Origin of the sequence: Novosphingobium cyanobacteriorum, assembly GCF_029436685.1 — a bacterium.
Lineage (GTDB): Bacteria > Pseudomonadota > Alphaproteobacteria > Sphingomonadales > Sphingomonadaceae > Novosphingobium > Novosphingobium cyanobacteriorum.
Genome location: NZ_JAROCY010000007.1, coordinates 65,837 through 84,827, shown reverse-complemented (window position 1 = coordinate 84,827; position 18,991 = coordinate 65,837). Strand labels below are relative to the sequence as shown.

The following is an 18,991-nucleotide window of genomic DNA, read 5'->3' as shown; positions in this document are numbered from 1 at the left end:
ATCGCCGCGAATGCTCCTATCTGGGGGCCGAAGGAGAATTACGATGGGTGGCCTTTCCCTACCGCACCTGATCATCCTGGCGCTGGTGGTCCTGATCCTGTTCGGCCGTGGCCGGATTTCCGAAATGATGGGCGATTTCGGCAAGGGAATCAAAGAGTTCAAGAAGGGCGTGAATGAGGGCACGGAAACCCCGCTGACCCCGCCCGCCGCGCAGATTCCGCAGACCCCGCCGCCGCCGCCAGCAGCGGCCGCGCCGCAGCCGGTTCAGACCGAGCAGCAGAACAGCGGCCCGACCGCCTGATCTTGCTGCATTTTTCAGGCATCTGAATGTTCGACATCGCGCCTTCCGAGCTGCTGCTGGTCGTCATCGTGGCGATCGTAGTGATCGGCCCGAAGGACCTGCCGCTGGCGCTGCGCACCGCAGGCCGGTGGATCGGCAAGGTTCGCCGCGTTTCCAACCACTTCCGCGCGGGGATCGAAACCATGATCCGCGAGGCGGAGATGGAGGAGCTGGAGAAGAAGTGGCGCGAGCAGAACGCGGCGATCATGGCGGCCAACCCGACCCCCGATCCAGCCGCCGGGCAGACGGTGGAGGCGGCGGCCGACCAGAATATCGTTAAGGATCATGCGGTTGACCCGCTGATCGCGGCCCACGCGCCGACCGATCCGGTCCCTGCATTGACCGGGGGTCAAGATGGACTGAGCGGGGGTCAAGACGGACTGAAGCCGGTTGAGGGCACCCTGAGTGGACCTGAGACGGGCGGGGCCGAAACGCGATGATCAGCGACATCGACGAAACGCAGGCGCCGTTGATGGACCACCTGCTGGAACTGCGCACACGGCTCCTGCGCTGTGTCTATGCGCTGGCGATCACTTCGGCGATCTCGTACTATTGCGTGGATCAGATCCTGGCGATCCTGGTCCACCCGCTGTCGGAAGCGTTCCCCGCCGGGCATGGCCGGCTGATCTATACCAAGCTCTATTCCGCGTTCTTCGTGAACCTGAAAGTGGCGCTGTTCAGCGGGTTCCTGTTCAGTTTTCCCATTGTCGCCAACCAGTTGTGGGCCTTCGTTGCGCCGGGGCTCTATGCCCGTGAAAAGAAGGCGTTCCTGCCGTTCCTGATCGCCACGCCGGTGCTGTTCGGCATGGGAGCGAGCCTTGCCTACTTCATCGTGATGCCGACCGCGTTCAAGTGGTTCATCGGCTTTCAGGGTGACAAGGGCGGGCTGCAGCTTGAGGCGCTGCCGGGGATCGAGGAATACCTGGCGCTGGTGATGCAGTTCATCCTCGCCTTCGGGGTCAGTTTCCTGCTGCCGGTGCTGCTGATGCTGCTCAACCGCGCCGGAATTATCACGCGCGCCCAGCTGGTTGCGGCGCGGCGATACGTGATCGTGGCGATCACCGCGCTGGCCGCCGTGATCACCCCGCCCGACGTGGTCAGCCAGCTGATGCTGGCGATCCCGCTGCTGGTGCTGTTCGAAGGCACGCTGGTGGTGATGCGCTTCGTGGAAAAGAAGGACGCCGAGGAAAAGGCGAAAGCCGAGGCGGAAGGCGGGGCGGTGGTGGTGCCATAACCTTCTGCGGCTGCCCGATTGCAACAGACCCGCTTACCCTGCGCTCATCCTGAGCCCGTCGAAGGACGAAGGGTGCTGGCACAAACCTTGAGGTTGGGTGTGGTGGTTCGACAGGCTCACCAGGAGCAGTTTCGGGGTGGAGCTTCCCCCCTTTTGGGCTGTTCGGCCTTTTGAGTATTGCGGCGGTTGTGCGGATGGTGAGTAATCTGCCGATGCCGTTCTACCGCTTCATGATCCATGGTCGCGATGTTGGCTGTTCGAACGACGTACGCGGGTTTTATACGACGCGTCACGCCTATGGCGCGACAAGGGAGAAGGCAGCGGCGAAGGTGCTTTCCCGGCTGGCGAAGGAATTCACCGTCGGCGCTTCGGCTGCAATTTGGGGCAGTGAACCGCCCAGCCTGACAATCGATGACAGCTGGCAGATCGGTATCCTCCAGCTGCTTTCTGCACACAACAAGGGTAGCACATTTTACGACGAGCGATGAGCGGCCACCCCATGAAGTTTCGGCGGGGGCGCTGGGCCCCCGCCTGAAGGAATGGGTATTTTCCCCTGTGGGGTGCGCCGTGGCGGGGGAGGGAAGGCCCGGCGGCGCAACGCAGCGTCTGGGTGCCTGGAGATGCTCCCGTTCGCCTTCCGCGTCGGGCGGGTTAACGCTTCTTCTTTGAATCCGGTTCCCCGCTCGCGCTCGCGCCGCCTTCAGGGTGGTCAGCGTCCCACACCTTGCCGCCGCCGACCCAGGTCTGGAAGACTTTGGTCTTGCGGATCTGTGCGGGCGTGGCGGTGGTGGGGTCGGTATCGACGAGGATGAAATCTGCGCGCTGGCCGGGGGTGAGGCGGCCGAAGCGGGCTTCGGCAAAGCCGGCCCATGCGGCGTCCCTGGTGTAGGCGGACAGGGCGGTGGCGCGGTCGACGCGTTCCTGTGGCTGCCAGCCGCCGGGAGGGGCACCGGTTTCGTCCTCGCGGCTGATCGCGGTGGCAAGGCCGGCCCATGGGTCGGGTAGCTCGACCGGGCTGTCGGACCCGAAGGCAAGGCGCGCGCCGGCGGTCTTGAGTGATTTCCACGCATAGGCGCCGGCAAGGCGATCGGGGCCGAGGCGGGCTTCGGCCATGAGGCGATCCGAGGTCTGGTGGACCGGCTGCATCGAGGCGACGACCCCGCCGCTGGCGGCGATGCGGGTGACGATGGGCCAGTCCTTCGGATCGATCACCTGCGCATGTTCCAGCCGCCAGCGGCGATCGCCCTTGTAGGTTTCGGTCAGATCAGCAATCGCGCCGAGCAGCACGGCGTTGCCTTCATCGCCGATGGCGTGGACGGCGACCTGGAAGTTGTCCATCGCGGCGCGGCTCATCAGGTTGCCGAGCTGGGTCTGGGTGAGCTGCGGCAGGCCGTGCGTATCAGGCTTGTCGGCATAAGGCGCTTTCAGCCATGCGCCGCGCGAGCCGAGCGCGCCATCCATGTAGAGCTTCACCCCGTTGAGCCGCAGGCGATCCGCATAGAGCCACGGCGAGGGGCCGGGGCCGCCGATGAGCACCATGTTGTCCACGCCCGAGGCATAGGACATGATCCGCACATAGAGCTGGTTGGCGTCGCCCGCGCGGCGGAAGGCCTGCCAGTCCTTGAAATCGGTGCCCATGTCGGCAACGGCGGTGAGACCGCGCCGGAAGAAATCGCGCTGGGCCAGCTGCAGCGCGGCGTCATAATCACGGGGCGTGGGGGCGGGGACGACCTTGTCCATCAGTTCCATCGCGGCATCGACGAGGACGCCGGCGGGGGCACCATCGGCCTTGCGCTCGATCGAGCCGCCCGAAGGGGCCTGCGTGGTGGCGATGATGTTGGCGGCCTTGAGCGCGGCGGTGTTGGCCCAGCCGGCGTGACCATCGACACGCTGCAGCCAGACCGGACGGCCGGGGACGACCATGTCAAGCTCGGCCGCGGTGGGGAAACGGCCGAGGTTCCAGCGCTCCTGGTTCCAGCCGCGCCCGATGATCCACGCGCGATCGGGGTGCGCGGCGGCGAAGGTGCTGATCCTGTTGAGCGCGTCGGCGAGCGAGGTGGTTTCCGACAGGTCCAGCGTCATGGCGGCAAAGCCGGTGGACATGACATGGACGTGCGCGTCGATCAGGCCAGGCAACAACACGCGACCCTGGCCATCGACGTGGAACTTCACGCCCTTTTTCGAAGGCTTCTGGCCGGGGGCGTAGACGGCGGTGATGACGCCGGCATCGTCGAAGGTGAAGGCGGCGACCGGCTGCACCGAGCCGTCATCGGCGATGCGCTGACCCTTCACGTTGTCGACAAGGGTGTCGGCCAGCGCGGGGGTGGTAAAGGCGAGCAGGACGGCGGCGGTGAGGAGGAGGCGCATGGGCGGGGCTCTCGGGGTTGGGCTGCGCTTGGTGTCTCGACTTCGCTCGACACGAACGGGGTTGGGATGGAGGTAGGTGTAGTGTCGTTTGCGCTGGGTTTGAAGGCCCACCCCGCTGCGACCAGGCCTCACCTTCGGTTCGGCAAGTCTCGCTCCCCTCCCTCCTTCGACAAGCTCAGGATGAGCGGGAGGGGTTGGGGGTGGGGTTTTCAGGCGCTGCCCTTTTTGGGCAGGCGGCGGATGAGGGCGCTGGTGTCTTCGCGGCCGCCGCCGAGCGCCTGGACATCGGCGTAGAACTGGTCGATCAGCGCGGTGGTGGGCACGCTGGCGCCGAGGTTGCGCGCTTCCTCGATCGCGAGGCCGAGGTCCTTGCGCATCCAGTCCACGGCAAAGCCGAAGTCGAATTCGCCCTTCACCATGGTGTGCCAGCGGTTGTCCATCTGCCACGATTGGGCGGCACCGCCGGAGATCGCCTCGAACACCTTGTCGGGATCGAGCCGCGCGGCCTGGGTGAAACGGATCGCTTCGGACAGGCCGGCAAGCGCGCCGGCGATGCACATCTGGTTGGCCATCTTGGCGGTTTGCCCAGCGCCCGATTTGCCGACATGGACCACGCGCTTGGCATAGGCGGCGAGCACCGGGCGGGCGGCGTCGACCGCCTTTTCGCTGCCGCCGCACATGATGGCGAGGGTGCCGGCCTCTGCGCCGGACTGGCCGCCGGTGACCGGGGCATCGACGCAGAGCAGTTCCTTGTCACGCCCTTCCACCGCGATCTGGCGGGCGATCCGCGCCGAAACGGTGGTATGGTCGATGAACAGCGCGCCGCGGCGCAGCGTGGTGAAGGCGCCGGTGGGGCTGAGCACGACATCGGCGAGATCATCGTCGTTGCCGACGCAGGTGATCACTGCATCCGCGCCCTCGGCCGCTTCGGCAGGGGTGGAGGCGACGTGCGCGGCGAGGCCGGGATTGGCGGCGAGCCATGCCTCGGCACGGGCGGGCGAGCGGTTGTAGATGGTAAGGCGGTGGCCGGCCTTGCCGAGGTGGCGCGCCATGGCGCCGCCCATTACGCCGAGGCCGATCATCGAGACGTTGAGGGGGGAGGAGGTCGTTTCGGTCATGCCTGCGACACTTACCGGGTTTGGCGGCGCGCGCCAGAGTGTTGATGGGGCGGGGGGCTGGATGATCGCTGAACGACCCGCCCCATGCGGGCCACGCCCGGCGCGAACTGGCTCCGGTTGCGAGCGGATCGGGCTTGCGCGCAGGGAGGCGGCGTGTCAGCCAACCATTCATGTTGCAGCGCAATACGTTGAGCCTCGCCGAAAAAATCGCCTTCTGGCTGGTACTTGCCTTTGCCGTGACGATGGCGGTGCTGCCCCATCCACCGCACCTGGCGCTGGACCGGTGGGGTGACAAGGCCGAGCACATGATCGCCTTCGGCACGATGACCATGCTGGCGGCCTTCGCCTTTCCGGCGATGCCGCGCTGGCGCATCGCCGAGCGGCTTTCATTCGTGGGCGCGCTGATCGAAGTGGTGCAGTCGGTAAAGTGGCTGCGCCGTGACTGCGACATCCGCGACTGGGTGGCCGACACCATCGCGATCCTGGCGGTGCTGGGCGTACTGTGGCTGCTCAAGCTGCCCAAGGCGGCATTCACGCGGGATTGAGGTTCCCTTTCGCCCCGCTTTGGACTAGGGGCCGCGCATGGAAAACCGTGCTTTCGCCACCGCCGAAGTCGCGCCCGAAGAGGCCGCGACGCTGACGCTCGCCGATGTTCGTGCGGCGGCGGCGCGAATTAGCGGGCAGGTGGTGCGCACGCCGACGCTTTACAGCAAGACCTTGAGCAAGATCACCGGCGCGGAAATCTGGCTGAAGTTCGAGAACCTGCAGTTCACCGCCGCGTACAAGGAACGCGGGGCGCTGAACGCGCTGCTGCAGCTGACCGAGGAACAGCGCGCGAAGGGCGTGATTGCCGCGAGCGCGGGCAACCACGCGCAGGGGCTGTCGTATCACGGCACGCGGCTGGGCATGCCGGTGACGATCGTGATGCCCAAGACCACCCCGGTGGTGAAGATCATGCAGACCGAAAGCGTGGGCGGCACGGTGGTGCTGGAAGGCGAGACCTTCGACGAAGCCTATGCCCATGCGCGCGCGATGGAACGGCAGATGGGGATGACCTTTGTCCACCCCTTCGACGATCCGCAGGTGGCGGCGGGCCAGGGCACCGTGGCGCTGGAAATGCTGGAAGACGCGCCCGAGATCGAGACGCTGGTGGTGCCGATCGGCGGCGGCGGGCTGCTGACCGGGATGGGCGTGGCGGCGCGCGGGATCAAGCCTTCGATCGGGCTGGTGGGCGTGCAGGCATCGCTGTTCCCATCGATGTATGCGCATCTCAAGCATCTCGACATGCCATGCGGCGGGGACACGCTGGCCGAAGGCATCGCCGTGAAGGCGCCGGGCCTGTTCACGTCGGCCACGCTGGCCGGGATGGTGGACGACGTGGTGCTGGTGAGCGAGGCCGCGCTGGAAACCGCAGTGGCGCTGCTGCTGCAGATCGAGAAGACCGTGGTCGAAGGTGCGGGTGCGGCGGGGCTGGCCGCGGTGATGACGCACAAGAAGCGTTTTGCCGGGCGCAAGGTGGGCATCGTGCTGACCGGCGGGAACATCGATACGCGCCTGCTGGCCAATGTGCTCCTGCGTGACCTGGCGCGGTCGGGCCGGCTGGGCCGCCTGCGCATCACGCTGCAGGACCGGCCGGGCGCGCTGTTCAAGGTGGTGGAGGAGTTCAACCGTTTCCAGGTGAACATCCTGGAAGTGTGGCACAACCGCATCTTCACCAGCCTGCCGGCCAAGGGCCTGACGGCCGAGATCGAATGCGAAGCTCGCGATCGCGAGCAGATCGACCGGCTGGTGGAGGCGCTGCGGGGCAAGGGGTACGAGCTGGAGCAGGTGGAGCTGGGCTGAATTGGCTGCGCGCCGGTTCTCGCACCCCACCATTCCCGCTCCACCGCAGCCACACTCACGGGCATTGAGCTTTGCGAACGGCCGGATGGAACAGTTGGCGTTAACTTCTGGCGTCGGGTGCGTCCCGGGGCGGGACAGCGGGCCGGGCGGCAACGTTTGCCGGTTCAAATCGTCAAGAGTTAACCACTAATGTTGGTTAAGGCGCTTTTACCTCTTGCGCCAGCCGGGCATTGTCCTTTCATAGACGCACCGCCGGATGGGCCGGCGGGCGAGAGGATCAAGACCCGGCCGTGACTGCGCCCGTCCGCTTTCCCCGCTTTTTCGTGACCAGCCCGGCGCCGTGCCCGTATCTGCCGGGCCGCAACGAGCGCAAGGTGTTCACCGAGCTGAAGGGGCCGAACGCCGACGACCTGAACGATGCGCTGGGCCGCATCGGATTCCGCCGCAGCCAGACCGTGGCCTATCGCCCCAGCTGCATCGATTGCACCGCCTGCGTATCGGTGCGCGTGGTGGCGAACGAGTTCCGGCCCAGCTCTTCGCAGAAGAAGGCGATCAAGCAGAACCAGGATCTGATCGTCACCGCGTGCAAACCTTGGTCCACCTCGGAACAGTTCGAGCTGTTGCAGCGTTATCTTGCCGCCCGCCATCCGGGAGGGGGCATGGCCACCATGGACGAAATGGATTTCGCCGACATGGTGGAACATACCCCGGTGAAAAGTTATGTGATCGAGTACAGGGAGCCCAATGCCGACGGCAGTCCGGGGAAGTTGGTGGGGGCCTGCCTCACCGATCACCAGGGCGACGGCCTCTCCATGATATACAGTTTCTACGATCCCCATCACGAGACGCGGACCGGGCTTGGCACTTTCATCATCCTCGATCACATCCTCCACGCCACGCGGATCGGATTGCCCTACGTGTACCTCGGCTATTGGGTCGAAGGATCGGCGCGCATGCAGTACAAGGTGCGCTATCGCCCGCTGGAGCGGCTGGGCCGCGAAGGCTGGACGCGCTTTGAGCCCGACGAGCAGGCCAGCGCCATCGACCGTGCCGTGGCCCTGCGGCGCGACGATATGGCCCCGCCCACGCGCAAGGACGAGCTTCCCGAAGCGGATCGCCGCCGCGCCTGACGCGATCTGGCGGGTGATTGCTGCGGTTGCGGTATCCGGCGCGGTACTGGCCGCGCCGCTGCCTTCGTGGGCGCAATCGCGCGATGCGGACAAGGAACTGGAAGACCTGATCCCGGATGTGGCGCTGGACAATGCCGAGGCCTGGGCCAAGGACACCGATGCCGCAAAGGTGAAGGTGCCGGACGTTTCCACGCTGCTTTCACCCGACACGGTGCCGCCGCTGCCCGACATCCCCGAGATCACGATACCCTGGCCCGACACGGCGGAGATGCCGAAGATCGAGCTGCTGACGCCGGACCCCGACATCGGCACGGCCGAAGAGCAGGCCAAGGCAGCGGAAGAGGCGCTGGACAAGGTTCTGCCCGAAGGTGACGTGGGCCGTGCGACCATTGCCAACGCGGTGGTGGAGAAGGTGGGCAACCAGGTGGAACTGGCCTTCCCGCCGGAAGCGGAGTTCCCCGAGCGCGAGGACGTGGTGACGCGCTTTGGCGGGCTTTCCAGCCTGAAGGCGCTGGACAAGGAAGACGACAACCTGGCCCAGCTTTCCCGCCGGGCGAAGGAAGACGCCGAACTGCTGCAGCAGGTGATGCGGCTTTACGGATACTACGACGCGCAGATCATCCAGTCGCTTTCCGGCTTCGAGGCACCGGCCGAGGGCAGCGACCAGCGCGGGCCGGTGGACGTGAACAAGGTGGTGGTGCGTTTCGACTTGGTGCCGGGGCCGCGCTATACCCTGGCGAAGATCGACCTGGGCGACGTGGACCGCGCGGATATCTACAAGCCCGGCGATGCGGCGATGCTGCGCGAAAGCTTTGCCCTGCACACGGGCGACCCGGTGAACACCGACCGTATCGGCGAGGAGCGGCTGCATCTCGATCTCAAGCTGGGGCGCAGCGGCTATGCCTTTGCCAAGGTGGGCGCGCCGCACCTGCTGATCAACCACGAGCCGCGCACCGGCGACCTGACGATCCCGGTGACGACGGGCGGCAGATACCAGTTCGGCAAGGTGAACAGTTCGCTGCCCGAATATCTGTCATCTCGCCACCTGCAGACGATCGCCCGGTTCAAGCCGGGCGAGGTCTATGACCGGGTGATGGTGGACGACCTGCGGCAGGCGATCCTGGCGACGGGGCTGGTATCTTCGGTGACGGTGCAGAGCCGCGAGGCGGCGGCGCCGGCCGGCACGCAGCCGGGCACGGTGGATCTGGACGTGACGATGGCCAAGGCGCCGCAACGGACCATTGCCGGGCTGATCGGCTTTTCCAGCGGCGAAGGCGTTCGGCTGGAGGCAAGCTGGGAGAACCGCAACCTGTTCCCGCCTGAAGGCATGTTGCGGCTGCGCGGCGTGGCGGGCACGCGCGAGCAGCTGGCAGGGGTGACGTTCCGCCGCAACAACTTCCTCAGCCGAGACCAGGTGCTGACCGCAGACCTTTATGCGCAGACGCAGAAGACGCTGGCGTTCGACGCGCGCACCGCATCGTTCATCACCACGCTGGAAAAGCAGACGACGCTGATCTTCCAGAAGCCGTGGGTCTATTCGGTTGGGCTGCAGGTGATCGCCACGAGCGAGCTGCAGAACGCATCGGCCCAGCGCAACACCTATTTCATCGGCGCGCTGCCCTTGCATGCGGGGTATGACGGCAGCAACGACCTGCTTGACCCAACGCGCGGTTTCCGCGTGAGCATGGCGGTGAGCCCCGAGATCTCGGTGACCGACGGGCGCAGAAGCAAGTATGTGAAGGCGCAGCTGGACGCCAGCTACTACCAGCCAGTGGCCGAGAAGGTGGTGATCGCCGCGCGCACGCGGGTGGGCACGATCCAGGGCACGGTGCTGGAAAACATCGCGCCATCGCGGCGGTTCTATGCCGGCGGCGGCGCATCGGTGCGTGGCTATGCCTTCCAGGCGGTGGGCCCCAAGGATGCCGAGGGCGATCCCATCGGCGGGCGCAGCCTGACCGAATTCTCGCTCGAGGCGCGGGTGAAGACCGGGCTGGTCGGCGGGGCAGTGAGCGTGGTGCCGTTCGTTGACGCGGGCACCGTGGGCAATGGCACGACACCCACGCTTTCAGGCATGCAGTATGGCGTGGGGCTGGGCGTGCGGTATCAGACCAACTTCGGCCCGATCCGCATCGACGTGGGCACACCGCTGACGCGGCGCAAGGGTGACCCGCGCATCGGCGTGTACGTATCGCTGGGGCAGGCGTTCTGATGGCGGAGGAGACGACACCGCCGCCTGCCGCGCCGACTGCTGTTGCGGAGCACAGCGAAGCAGAGCCACAGACGACCGCGGAGCGCAGCGAAGCAGAGCCACAGACAGCGGTCCGCAGGCTAGGCCTCTGGTGGCGCGCGCTGCGGTGGACGCAGCGGGTGGTGGTGGCGCTGGCGCTGCTGGCCGGGCTGGTGCTGGGCGCGGTGGCGGTGCTGGACAGTTCGGTGGGGCACCGATTGGTGGTGGACCGCATCGCGGCGCTGACGCCGGGATCGGGCCTGCGCATCCGCATCGGGCGGATCGAAGGTTCGCTTTATGGCACGGCGACGCTGCGCAACGTGGTGCTGAGCGATCCGCAGGGCCGGTTCATGACCATTCCCGAGGCGGAGCTGGACTGGCGGCCGCTGTCGTGGATGAAGCGCGGGCTGGATATCCGGCGGCTGGAACTGCACCGGGGCACGCTGCTGCGTACGCCGCGCTTCAACCCCGGCGATCCCAACGCACCGATCCTGCCCAACTTCGACATCCGGGTGGACCGGTTCGTGGTGGACAACCTGACGGTTGCGAAGGGCGTGATGGGCGAGCCGCGGCGCATTGACCTGACCGCCAGGGCCGACATCCGCGGCGGGCGGGCGCTGCTGGACGTGAACGGCCGGCTGGGCGGGCGTGACAAGCTGGTGCTGCATCTGGACAGCGAGCCGGAGCGCGACCGCTTTGAGCTGGGCCTGCTGTACAACGCGCCCAAGGACGGCGTGCTGGCGGCGCTGACCGGGGTGAAGCGCGATGTGGTGGCGCGGATCGGCGGCAACGGGCGGTTCAAGCAATGGCGCGGGTTTGGCTGGGCATCGCAGGACGGGCGCAAGCTGGCCGCGTTGCTGATCGACAACCGCGAAGGGCAATACCGGGTGGCCGGGCAAGCCTGGCCCGACGGACTGGTGAGCGGCACCACCAAGGGCGCGGTGGGGGACAAGCTGTCACTGGTCTATGAAGGGACGCTGGTGAACAGCGTGCTCGACGGACGGCTGCTGGCCAAGGGTGGCGCGTTCCTGGCAGCGGTGCAGGGCGGGCTGGACCTGGGCAACAACCGCGCCAACGAGCTGGGTTTCAAGCTGGCGCTGACCCGGCCGGAGCGCGTGCTGGCGAACCCGGCGGTGCAGGGGGTGCGTGCCGACGGGATGCTCGACGGGCAGTTTACCGACCTTTCCATCCGGCACGATGTGCGGGTTGGCCGGCTGCAATCGGGCGACATTCTGGCCGAAGGGCTGCGCACTGCCGGCACCGCGCACTGGGACGGCAAGGCGCTGCGCCTGCCGGTGGCGCTGACGGCGCAACGGGTGAAGACGGGCCAGCCGCAGATCGACCCACGCTTTGCCGGCGGATCGGTGAACGGCACGCTGGTGCTGGCTGGCAACAGCCTGACCTCTGACGGCATTGCGGTGAACCTGCGCGGGCTTTCGGCGCGGCTGGTGCTGCGCGGTGACATTGCGCGCGGCGGCTATGCTTTGGCGGGGCCGGTGCAGGCGCGGGGCTTTGCCCTGCCCAACCTGGGGCTGGTGGACGCCAATGCCAAGATCCTTGCCAAGTTCGGCAATGGCGTGCCGTGGAGCGTGCAGGCCAACGCCGCCGGGCGGATGACACGGATCGACAATGCCACGCTGGCCAACCTGACCGGCGGCAACGTGCGCTTCAACGGCGGGGTGACGGTGGGGCAGGCGATCCCGCTGGTGTTCCGCAAGGCGCGGCTGACCTCCACCAAGCTGCAGCTGGCGCTGGACGGCAAGGTTGCCACCGATGGCAGCACCACCGTGGCGGGATCGGGCCGGCATGTCGATTACGGCCCGTTCACGGTGGAAGCCAACGTGGCGAAGGACGGGCCGCACGCGGTGCTGGTGTTCGCCAGCCCGCTGCCGGCGGCGGGGCTGAAGGACGTGCGCGTGGCGATCGAACCGACGCCAGACGGTTTCACCATCGACACCAAGGGCGATTCCCGGCTGGGGCCGATCGCCGGGCTGCTGGATCTGACCGCGCCCAAGAACGGGCCGACCCGCATCGGCATTCGCCAGTTCAACGTTTATCAGACCAATGTGACCGGCGCGGTAACGCTGGACAAGGCGGGTGTGGCGGGCGATCTGACCCTGACCGGAGGCGGGCTGGACGGCACGGTGCATCTGGCGCCGAGCGCCGAGGGGCAGACCGTGGTGGCGGACCTTTCCGCGCGCAATGCCAAGTTCGGCGGGGCCAAGCCGATCTCCATCGGTGCGGCCAAGGTGACGGTCAACGGACTGTTCGCCAAGGATAATTCGACCATCGAGGCGCACGTTGAGGCGCAGGGCATCGCCACGGGCAAGCTGTTCGTGGGCCGCATGGTGGCCGATGCGACGATCGTGAACGGCAGCGGTTCGGTGACGGCATCGCTGGCCGGGCGGCGCGGCACGCAGTTTGCGCTGCAGGGCACCGCGGCGTTCGAACCGGGCAAGGTGATCGCGTTCGTTTCGGGCGATTATGCGGGGCGCGAAATCTCCATGCCCCGGCGCGCGGTGATCGAACGCGAGGGCGAGGGCGATAGCGCGGGCTGGCGCCTGCAGCCCACGCAGCTGAATTTCGGGCGCGGCGCGATTATCGCCAGCGGGCGCGTGCTGGGCGGGCCGACCGCGCTGAACATCGCGGTTTCGCGCATGCCGCTGTCGGTGATCGACATCGTGGTGGCGGACCTGGGGCTGGGCGGGCTGGCATCGGGCACGATCGATTACCGCAACGACCACACCGGAGCGCCATCGGGCCACGCGGCGCTGCAGATCAAGGGGCTGACGCGATCGGGCCTGGTGCTCACCTCGCGCCCGCTGGACATCGCCCTGGTGGCGACGCTGGACGAGCGCGCGCTGCAGGCGCGGGCAGTGGCCAAGGACGGAACCAGCATGCGAGGGCGGCTGCAGACGATCGTCAGCGATCTGCCCCGCGGCGGCACGATGATCGAACGGCTGCGCGCCGGCAAACTGCGCGGGCAATTGCGCTATTCCGGCCCGGCGGATGCGCTGTGGCGGCTGACCGCTGTGGAAGTGTTCGACCTGACCGGGCCGATGGGCGCGGCGGCGGACGTTTCCGGCACCATCGACAACCCGACGATTTCGGGCGCGGTGGCCACCAATGCGCTGCGCGTGCAGAGTTCGCTGACCGGATCGGACATACGCGATGTGCAGGCGGTGGGCGTGTTCGCGGATTCGCGGCTTTCGTTGGCCAGCTTTGCCGGCACCACGCCCAACGGCGGGCGGGTGAGTGGCAGTGGCGCGATCGACCTGTCGAACCTTTCGACCCAGGGCGTGGCGCTGGACCTGCGGCTGGCCGCCGGCAATGCGCAGCTGATCAACCGGCCCGACATGGCGGCGACGATCACCGGGCCGCTGCGGGTGATGTCCAACGGCGTGGGGGGCACGGTGGCGGGCCGCGTGCGGATCGACCAGGCGAAGTGGGTTCTGGGCCGGGCCAGCGGCGCGACCGCGCTGCCAACCATCGCCACCGACGAGATCAACGCCCGGGCCGATATCGCGCCGCCGCGCGCGCGTTCGGCCCCGTGGCGCTACCTTATCGACGCCAGCGCGCCCAACCGCATCGACGTGCGCGGTCTGGGGCTGGACAGCGAATGGGGCGCGGACATCCGCCTGCGCGGCGACACCGCCAACCCGCAGATCTTCGGCGATGCGGAGTTGATCCGCGGCGGCTATGAATTCGCGGGCAAGCGCTTTGAGCTGACGCGCGGCAAGATCCGCTTTACCGGCGAAGTGCCGGTGGACCCGCGGCTGGACATCGTGGCCGAGGGCGACGCCAATGGCGTGGCGGCAAAGATCTCGATCGGCGGATCGGCGCAGAAGCCGATCATCAGCTTCACCTCCACCCCGGCAATGCCCGAAGAGGAACTGCTCAGCCGGCTGCTGTTCGGCAGCTCGATCACCCAGATCTCCGCGCCCGAAGCGCTGCAGCTGGCCTCTGCGGTGGCAAGCCTGCGCGGGGGCGGGGGGCTGGACCCGATCAACAAGCTGCGCAGCGCAATCGGACTGGACAGGCTGCGCATCATCGGCGCGGACGCGACGACCGGGCGCAGCACCTCGATCGCGGTGGGCAAGTACCTGGGGCGGCGGTTCTTCGTGGAACTGGTGACCGACGGGCGCGGATACAGCGCGACCTCGATCGAATTCCGCATCACCCGCTGGCTGGCGCTCCTCGGCACGATTTCCACGCTGGGCGATGAATCGATCAACCTGAAGGCGAGCAAGGATTATTGAGGGCTGCGTGCAGTGCCGCCCTGGATTGCTTCGCTTCGCTCGCCATGCCTATTCGATCGGGGTTGGATTCAGTGGCTGGCGGAGAGAGTTTCAGCCAATCCCGCTGTGACTGGGCCTTGCTGCGCAAGACCAAGCCTCGCTGCCCCTCCCCTCTGGGGTGGGGTTGGGGTGGGGGTTCGGCGGCTGCGTTAGAGCGCATGAGAAAAGGGCCCCGCCTTGCGACGGGGCCCTTTCGCTAGTTCGATGCGCCGGTCAGGCGTTGACGATGGTTTTCACTTCCATGAAGTCCTTCAGCCCGTGGCGCCCGCCTTCGCGGCCGTTGCCGGACTGCTTGTATCCGCCGAAGGAGCCACCCTTCACGCCGCCCCACTGGTTCACCCCGACAAGGCCGGCGCGCAGGTCGCCGACGATCGGGCGTGCCTCTTCCGGATCACCGGTGACGGTGGCGGAAAGGCCGTAGGAGGTGCGGTTGGCGAGTTCGACGCCTTCATCCAGCCCGTTGTAGGTCGTGATGGTGGCGACCGGGCCGAAGGTTTCCTCTCGGAAGATGGTCATGTCCGGCGTTACGTCGGCGAACACGGTGGGACGGATGTAGAACCCGCGGTTGACGTTTTCGGGCAGGCCGGGGCCGCCTTCGAGCAGGGTCGCGCCTTCCTCGATGGTCTTTTCGATCAGGCCCTGCACCTTTTCCCACTGCGCCTTGTTGACCACGGGGCCGATATGCGGGCCTTCCTCGTGCGGGTTGCCCACCTTCACCGCCGCGAAATAGTTCTTCACGAAGGCGGCGGTCTCGTCCTTGCGCTCCGCCGGCACGAGCAGCCGGGTGGGGGCGATGCAGCTCTGGCCGGTGTTGGCGACAACGCCCTGCAGCGTGCCGGGCAACTGCGAGGCGAGATCGGCACCGGGCAGGACCAGGTTGGGCGACTTGCCACCCAGTTCCTGGTGCACGCGCTTGACCGTGTCGGCCGCGTTCTTGGCAATCTGGATGCCGGCGCGGGTGGAGCCGGTGAACGAGACCATGTCGACATCGGGATGGACCGTCAGCGCCACGCCCACGCCGGGGCCATCACCCTGCACAAGGTTGAACACGCCGGCAGGCACGCCGGCCGCGTCGAGCACTTCGGCAAAGATCTTGGCGTTGGAGGGGCATTCCTCCGAAGGCTTCAGCACCACGGTGTTGCCGGCAAGGATGCAAGGTGCAACCTTGGCGCAGATCTGGTTCAGCGGCCAGTTCCATGGGGTGATCGCGGCGACGACGCCGATCGGTTCATAGACGATGCGCGCGTTGGGAGCGCCGGGGATTTCCTCTTCCCAACGGAAACCGTCGAGCGCTTCGAGCGAACCCATGATGTAGCCCATGCCTGAGCCGACCTGTGCGGTGCCGGCAAAGCTGATGGGGGCGCCCATTTCCTCGCTGATCACGGGTGCGAAATCGGGGATGCGGCGCTTGTATTCGGCAAGGATGCGTTCCAGCAGCGCCTTGCGCTCTGCCACAGGGGTCTTGCTGAAGGTCTTGAACGCACGCTTGGCGGCGGCGACCGCCTTGTCCACATCGGCCTGGCTGCCGAGCATGATGGCGGCGCAGGGCTCTTCGGTAGCGGGGTTGATCACGAGGTGGCGACGCCCGCCCTCGCTGTCTACCCATTGGCCGTTGATGTAGTGTTGAAGCAGTTCGCGCATGGGATTCCTCCGGGAGAAGCAGGTTCCGAGCAGGTCGGGTCACCCCCGAAGGATTGCAAGGGGTTGCCGTGAAAGCAACCCCTCCTAATCGAACACTTAAAGGGCAGGGTGGTGTGCGGTCAGACGGTTCGGCGGCCGCGGAACAGCTGGATCAGGCCGACCACGATCGCAACGATCAGCAGAAGGTGGATGACGCCGGCAGTAACCTTGAACGCAAAGACGCCGAGCGCCCAGAGCACGAGCAGAATGAGGGCGATGGTCATCAGCATGGCGGATTCTCCCAAAAAAAGGTCCGGATCGGACTGGGTAGCTTGGCCGAACAACCACCTGTGGCGGCTCCGGGTTCCCTGAACGGGGTGAAGCCCGGCCTCCGCACGCTTACGTATCCGCGCTAACCAATTCTTTGGATGGGCAAGTTTATGCCAGTTGCATGGGGTTGGGTCTCATCACGCGCGCCGCTACCGCACGCCGCATGGTCGAAAGCCTGCGTACCGGGTGGGTGGCGTTGGCCACGTTCCTGGCGTTGCTGGCTTTTTCCGGCGCGCTGGTGGGCGCCTTCAGCCATTCCACGCGCGTGGCGGACGACCTCGCCCGTACCGACGAACGCGCCCTGGTGGCCCGCTACATTGCGCGGGTCAGCGCTTCCAGCGTACTGGCGCAGCAGAGCCTGCTGAGCTGGGACGAAACGGTGAAGCGCACCCGCCCGGTGGTGGACAAGGACTGGGTCGATCGCGAATTCGGGCAATTCTTCCATTCCAACCTGGCGATCGATGCGGCGTTCCTGGTGCATGCAGACGGCACTGTCGCGGGCGCCTGGCATAACGGACAGTCGGCCCCGCTGTCGGATTTTGCCGACGTGCGCGCACAGGCGGTGGCGCTGATCGCCAAGTCGCAGGAGCCGGGTCGGGAAGTAGGACGCGCGACCGGCAGGACGCTGATCGCCGGAATGCCATGGACGATCGGCAGCGACGGTTTGCCGCTGCCACGCGCTGCTGGTGGAATCGTGCGCCACAAGGGCATGCCCGCGATCATCACCGTGGCAACCGTGATGCCTGATCGTGACATTGCGCTGCTGGGTGACCGCCGGCCCGATTATCTCGTGGCGATCCGCAACCTGCAACCTGTGCTGCTGCGGCAGATGGCGCAGGACCTCGTGCTGAATGACGTGGCGATCATGCCTGCGGATGGCGACAAGGCGCAGGGCCGCAATTTCATACCACTGCTCACCGGTTCGGGCGAGAGGGTGGGCCTGCTGACATGGTCCGCCAAGACGCCGGGCCCCACGATCGTGCGCCGCACCGCGCCATTGCTGGCCACCTGGATCCTGTTCTTCATCGGCGTGGTGGTGGGTGGCACGATCCTGCTGCGCCGCAGCCGCCGCACTGCGCACGAACTTGAGGCGAGCGAGGCGCAGGCCCAGCACAATGCGCTGCACGATGCGATGTCGGGCCTGCCCAACCGCCAGCACTACATGCAGCGGCTGCGCGCAGAGCTGGCCGATTGCGCCTTGGGCCACGGGCCGGGCGATGTGTTCGTGGCTTATATCGACATCGACAGCTTCAAGGTGGTGAACGATACGCTGGGCCACCACGTGGGTGACGAGCTGGTGCGCCAGGTGGCGCTGCGGCTGCGCCGGGCGCTGCCGCCGGGTGACTTCATCTCGCGCTTTGGCGGGGACGAGTTCGTTCTGCTGCGCCGTGCCGAGGGTGGGCGCATTGCCGCCGATGCGCTGGGCATGCAGGTGATGGCGCTGATGCGCGAACCTTTCGTGATTTCGGGCAACAACCTGGAAGTGAGCTGCAGCTGCGGCATTTCGTGGGGGCCAGAGCAGAGCGAGGATCCGGGCGAACTGCTGCGTCGTGCGGACATTGCGCTCTATCGCGCCAAGCAGCGCGGACGGGCACGCTATCGGCGCTTCACACGCGACATGGACGCATCGGTAAAGCTGCGCCGCGAAATGGAAACCGAGCTGCGCCGCGCCATCGCGCGCGACGAACTGTCGGTGGCGTTCCAGCCGATCGTGGGAACGGTGCAGGGCGATGTCCGCGGGTTCGAGGCGCTGCTTCGCTGGTCGCATCCCGAACGTGGCGAGATCCGCCCCGGGCTGTTCGTGCCGATTGCCGAGCAGAGCGGGCTGATGATCCCACTGGGCAACTGGATGCTGCGCCGCGTGTTCAACGAATGCCGCAACTGGCCGCAGTGCGACATCTCGGTCAATCTTTCGCCATTGCAGATCATGGCATCGGATTTCCTGCCAACCATTGGCGGCATCCTGGCCGAAACCGGGATCGATCCGCGCCGGGTTGTGCTGGAGATCACCGAGGGCGTGATGCTCGACCGGTCGGACCACGTGGTGCGCGTGCTGCGCGAGCTGAACCGCATGGGCTTCCGCATCGCGCTCGACGATTTCGGCATCGGCTATTCTTCGCTGTCCTATCTGCGCTCGTTCCAGTTCGACCGAATCAAGATCGACCGTTCGTTCGTGCAGAACGTGGAGGGCGACATGGATGCGCAATCGATCCTCGGCGCGATCGTGTCGCTGGGCCATACCCTGCGCATGAAGGTGGTGGCCGAAGGGGTGGAGACCGAGGTGCAGCGCCGGCTGGTGCAGGCGGCGGGCTGCGAACTGGTGCAGGGCCACCTGTTCTGGCGGGCGATGCCCACCGAAGATGCGCGGGCGCTGATTGACCGGCAGAACGAACGGATGCGGCTGGCGAGCTGACGGGCAAGCGATCCGCTGGCAGATACGAAAAAGGGCGCCGATGGGCGCCCTTTTTCGTACCTGCAAAGGCGA

At 66.8% G+C, this 18,991-nt stretch carries 14 protein-coding genes; 10 read left to right on the top strand and 4 right to left on the bottom strand.

The window, feature by feature from the left end; all coding sequences use genetic code 11:
* The first annotated feature begins 43 nt into the window (after positions 1 to 43).
* The 4 genes from tatA (at position 44) to POM99_RS09125 (ending at position 2,062) form a co-directional block, all read left to right on the top strand.
* On the top strand, positions 44 to 301 hold the full coding sequence (tatA, locus tag POM99_RS09140; RefSeq protein WP_277276978.1) for a twin-arginine translocase TatA/TatE family subunit: 258 nt from the start codon (positions 44 to 46) through the stop codon (positions 299 to 301).
* Between the two features lie 26 nt (positions 302 to 327).
* Positions 328 to 780, top strand: a complete 453-nt coding sequence (gene tatB / locus POM99_RS09135; RefSeq protein WP_277276977.1) for a Sec-independent protein translocase protein TatB — start codon at positions 328 to 330, stop codon at positions 778 to 780.
* Positions 777 to 1,574, top strand: coding sequence for a twin-arginine translocase subunit TatC (tatC, locus tag POM99_RS09130; RefSeq protein ID WP_277276975.1), 798 nt, complete (start codon positions 777 to 779; stop codon positions 1,572 to 1,574). The genes tatB and tatC overlap by 4 nt, the downstream gene beginning before the upstream one ends.
* Before the next feature lie 212 nt (positions 1,575 to 1,786).
* Positions 1,787 to 2,062 carry a hypothetical protein gene (locus tag POM99_RS09125; RefSeq protein WP_277276973.1) on the top strand — a complete coding sequence of 92 codons (276 nt, stop codon included), beginning with the start codon at positions 1,787 to 1,789 and terminating at the stop codon, positions 2,060 to 2,062.
* Between the two features lie 163 nt (positions 2,063 to 2,225).
* Here the strand turns inward: POM99_RS09125 and POM99_RS09120 are convergent, their stop codons facing one another.
* Together POM99_RS09120 and POM99_RS09115 are read right to left on the bottom strand one after the other, a co-directional pair.
* On the bottom strand, positions 2,226 to 3,941 hold the full coding sequence (locus tag POM99_RS09120) for an amidohydrolase (protein WP_277276970.1): 1,716 nt from the start codon (positions 3,939 to 3,941) through the stop codon (positions 2,226 to 2,228).
* A 209-nt stretch (positions 3,942 to 4,150) separates the two neighbouring features.
* Positions 4,151 to 5,059, bottom strand: coding sequence for an NAD(P)-dependent oxidoreductase (locus tag POM99_RS09115; RefSeq protein ID WP_277276968.1), 909 nt, complete (start codon positions 5,057 to 5,059; stop codon positions 4,151 to 4,153).
* A 170-nt stretch (positions 5,060 to 5,229) separates the two neighbouring features.
* On the opposite strand from POM99_RS09115, the gene POM99_RS09110 reads away from it, so the two are divergent.
* From POM99_RS09110 to POM99_RS09090, 5 genes are all read left to right on the top strand, one after another.
* A complete protein-coding gene (locus POM99_RS09110) occupies positions 5,230 to 5,604 on the top strand; it encodes a VanZ family protein (protein WP_277276966.1) in 375 nt (124 codons plus the stop codon).
* Positions 5,605 to 5,641: 37 nt separating this feature from the next.
* Positions 5,642 to 6,901 (top strand): threonine ammonia-lyase, encoded by a 1,260-nt coding sequence (locus POM99_RS09105; RefSeq protein WP_277276964.1) that lies wholly within the window; start codon positions 5,642 to 5,644, stop codon positions 6,899 to 6,901.
* A gap of 290 nt (positions 6,902 to 7,191) precedes the next feature.
* Positions 7,192 to 8,031 carry an arginyltransferase gene (locus POM99_RS09100; RefSeq protein WP_277276962.1) on the top strand — a complete coding sequence of 280 codons (840 nt, stop codon included), beginning with the start codon at positions 7,192 to 7,194 and terminating at the stop codon, positions 8,029 to 8,031.
* Positions 8,032 to 8,044: 13 nt separating this feature from the next.
* Positions 8,045 to 10,240, top strand: coding sequence for an autotransporter assembly complex protein TamA (locus POM99_RS09095; protein ID WP_277276960.1), 2,196 nt, complete (start codon positions 8,045 to 8,047; stop codon positions 10,238 to 10,240).
* A complete protein-coding gene (locus POM99_RS09090; RefSeq protein WP_277276957.1) occupies positions 10,240 to 14,517 on the top strand; it encodes a translocation/assembly module TamB domain-containing protein in 4,278 nt (1,425 codons plus the stop codon). The genes POM99_RS09095 and POM99_RS09090 overlap by 1 nt, the downstream gene beginning before the upstream one ends.
* A gap of 252 nt (positions 14,518 to 14,769) precedes the next feature.
* Here POM99_RS09090 and POM99_RS09085 read toward each other — a convergent pair whose 3' ends face one another.
* Together POM99_RS09085 and POM99_RS09080 are read right to left on the bottom strand one after the other, a co-directional pair.
* Positions 14,770 to 16,197 carry an aldehyde dehydrogenase family protein gene (locus POM99_RS09085; RefSeq protein ID WP_277276955.1) on the bottom strand — a complete coding sequence of 476 codons (1,428 nt, stop codon included), beginning with the start codon at positions 16,195 to 16,197 and terminating at the stop codon, positions 14,770 to 14,772.
* A gap of 119 nt (positions 16,198 to 16,316) precedes the next feature.
* Positions 16,317 to 16,466, bottom strand: coding sequence for a lmo0937 family membrane protein (locus POM99_RS09080; RefSeq protein ID WP_277276953.1), 150 nt, complete (start codon positions 16,464 to 16,466; stop codon positions 16,317 to 16,319).
* Between the two features lie 161 nt (positions 16,467 to 16,627).
* Here POM99_RS09080 and POM99_RS09075 point away from each other — a divergent pair, with 161 nt between their 5' ends.
* A complete protein-coding gene (locus POM99_RS09075; RefSeq protein ID WP_277276951.1) occupies positions 16,628 to 18,919 on the top strand; it encodes a putative bifunctional diguanylate cyclase/phosphodiesterase in 2,292 nt (763 codons plus the stop codon).
* The last annotated feature ends 72 nt before the right edge of the window (positions 18,920 to 18,991 follow it).

Excerpts from the sequence above, each read along its gene's own strand:
- POM99_RS09115 (WP_277276968.1), bottom strand. The coding sequence starts at position 5,059 with ATGACCGAAACGACCTCCTCCCCCCTCAACGTCTCGATGATCGGCCTC.
- tatA (WP_277276978.1), top strand. The coding sequence starts at position 44 with ATGGGTGGCCTTTCCCTACCGCACCTGATCATCCTGGCGCTGGTGGTC.
- POM99_RS09080 (WP_277276953.1), bottom strand. The coding sequence starts at position 16,466 with ATGCTGATGACCATCGCCCTCATTCTGCTCGTGCTCTGGGCGCTCGGC.
- tatB (WP_277276977.1), top strand. The coding sequence starts at position 328 with ATGTTCGACATCGCGCCTTCCGAGCTGCTGCTGGTCGTCATCGTGGCG.
- POM99_RS09110 (WP_277276966.1), top strand. The coding sequence starts at position 5,230 with ATGTTGCAGCGCAATACGTTGAGCCTCGCCGAAAAAATCGCCTTCTGG.
- POM99_RS09120 (WP_277276970.1), bottom strand. The coding sequence starts at position 3,941 with ATGCGCCTCCTCCTCACCGCCGCCGTCCTGCTCGCCTTTACCACCCCC.
- POM99_RS09105 (WP_277276964.1), top strand. The coding sequence starts at position 5,642 with ATGGAAAACCGTGCTTTCGCCACCGCCGAAGTCGCGCCCGAAGAGGCC.
- POM99_RS09085 (WP_277276955.1), bottom strand. The coding sequence starts at position 16,197 with ATGCGCGAACTGCTTCAACACTACATCAACGGCCAATGGGTAGACAGC.
- POM99_RS09075 (WP_277276951.1), top strand. The coding sequence starts at position 16,628 with ATGGGGTTGGGTCTCATCACGCGCGCCGCTACCGCACGCCGCATGGTC.
- POM99_RS09090 (WP_277276957.1), top strand. The coding sequence starts at position 10,240 with ATGGCGGAGGAGACGACACCGCCGCCTGCCGCGCCGACTGCTGTTGCG.
- tatC (WP_277276975.1), top strand. The coding sequence starts at position 777 with ATGATCAGCGACATCGACGAAACGCAGGCGCCGTTGATGGACCACCTG.
- POM99_RS09125 (WP_277276973.1), top strand. The coding sequence starts at position 1,787 with ATGCCGTTCTACCGCTTCATGATCCATGGTCGCGATGTTGGCTGTTCG.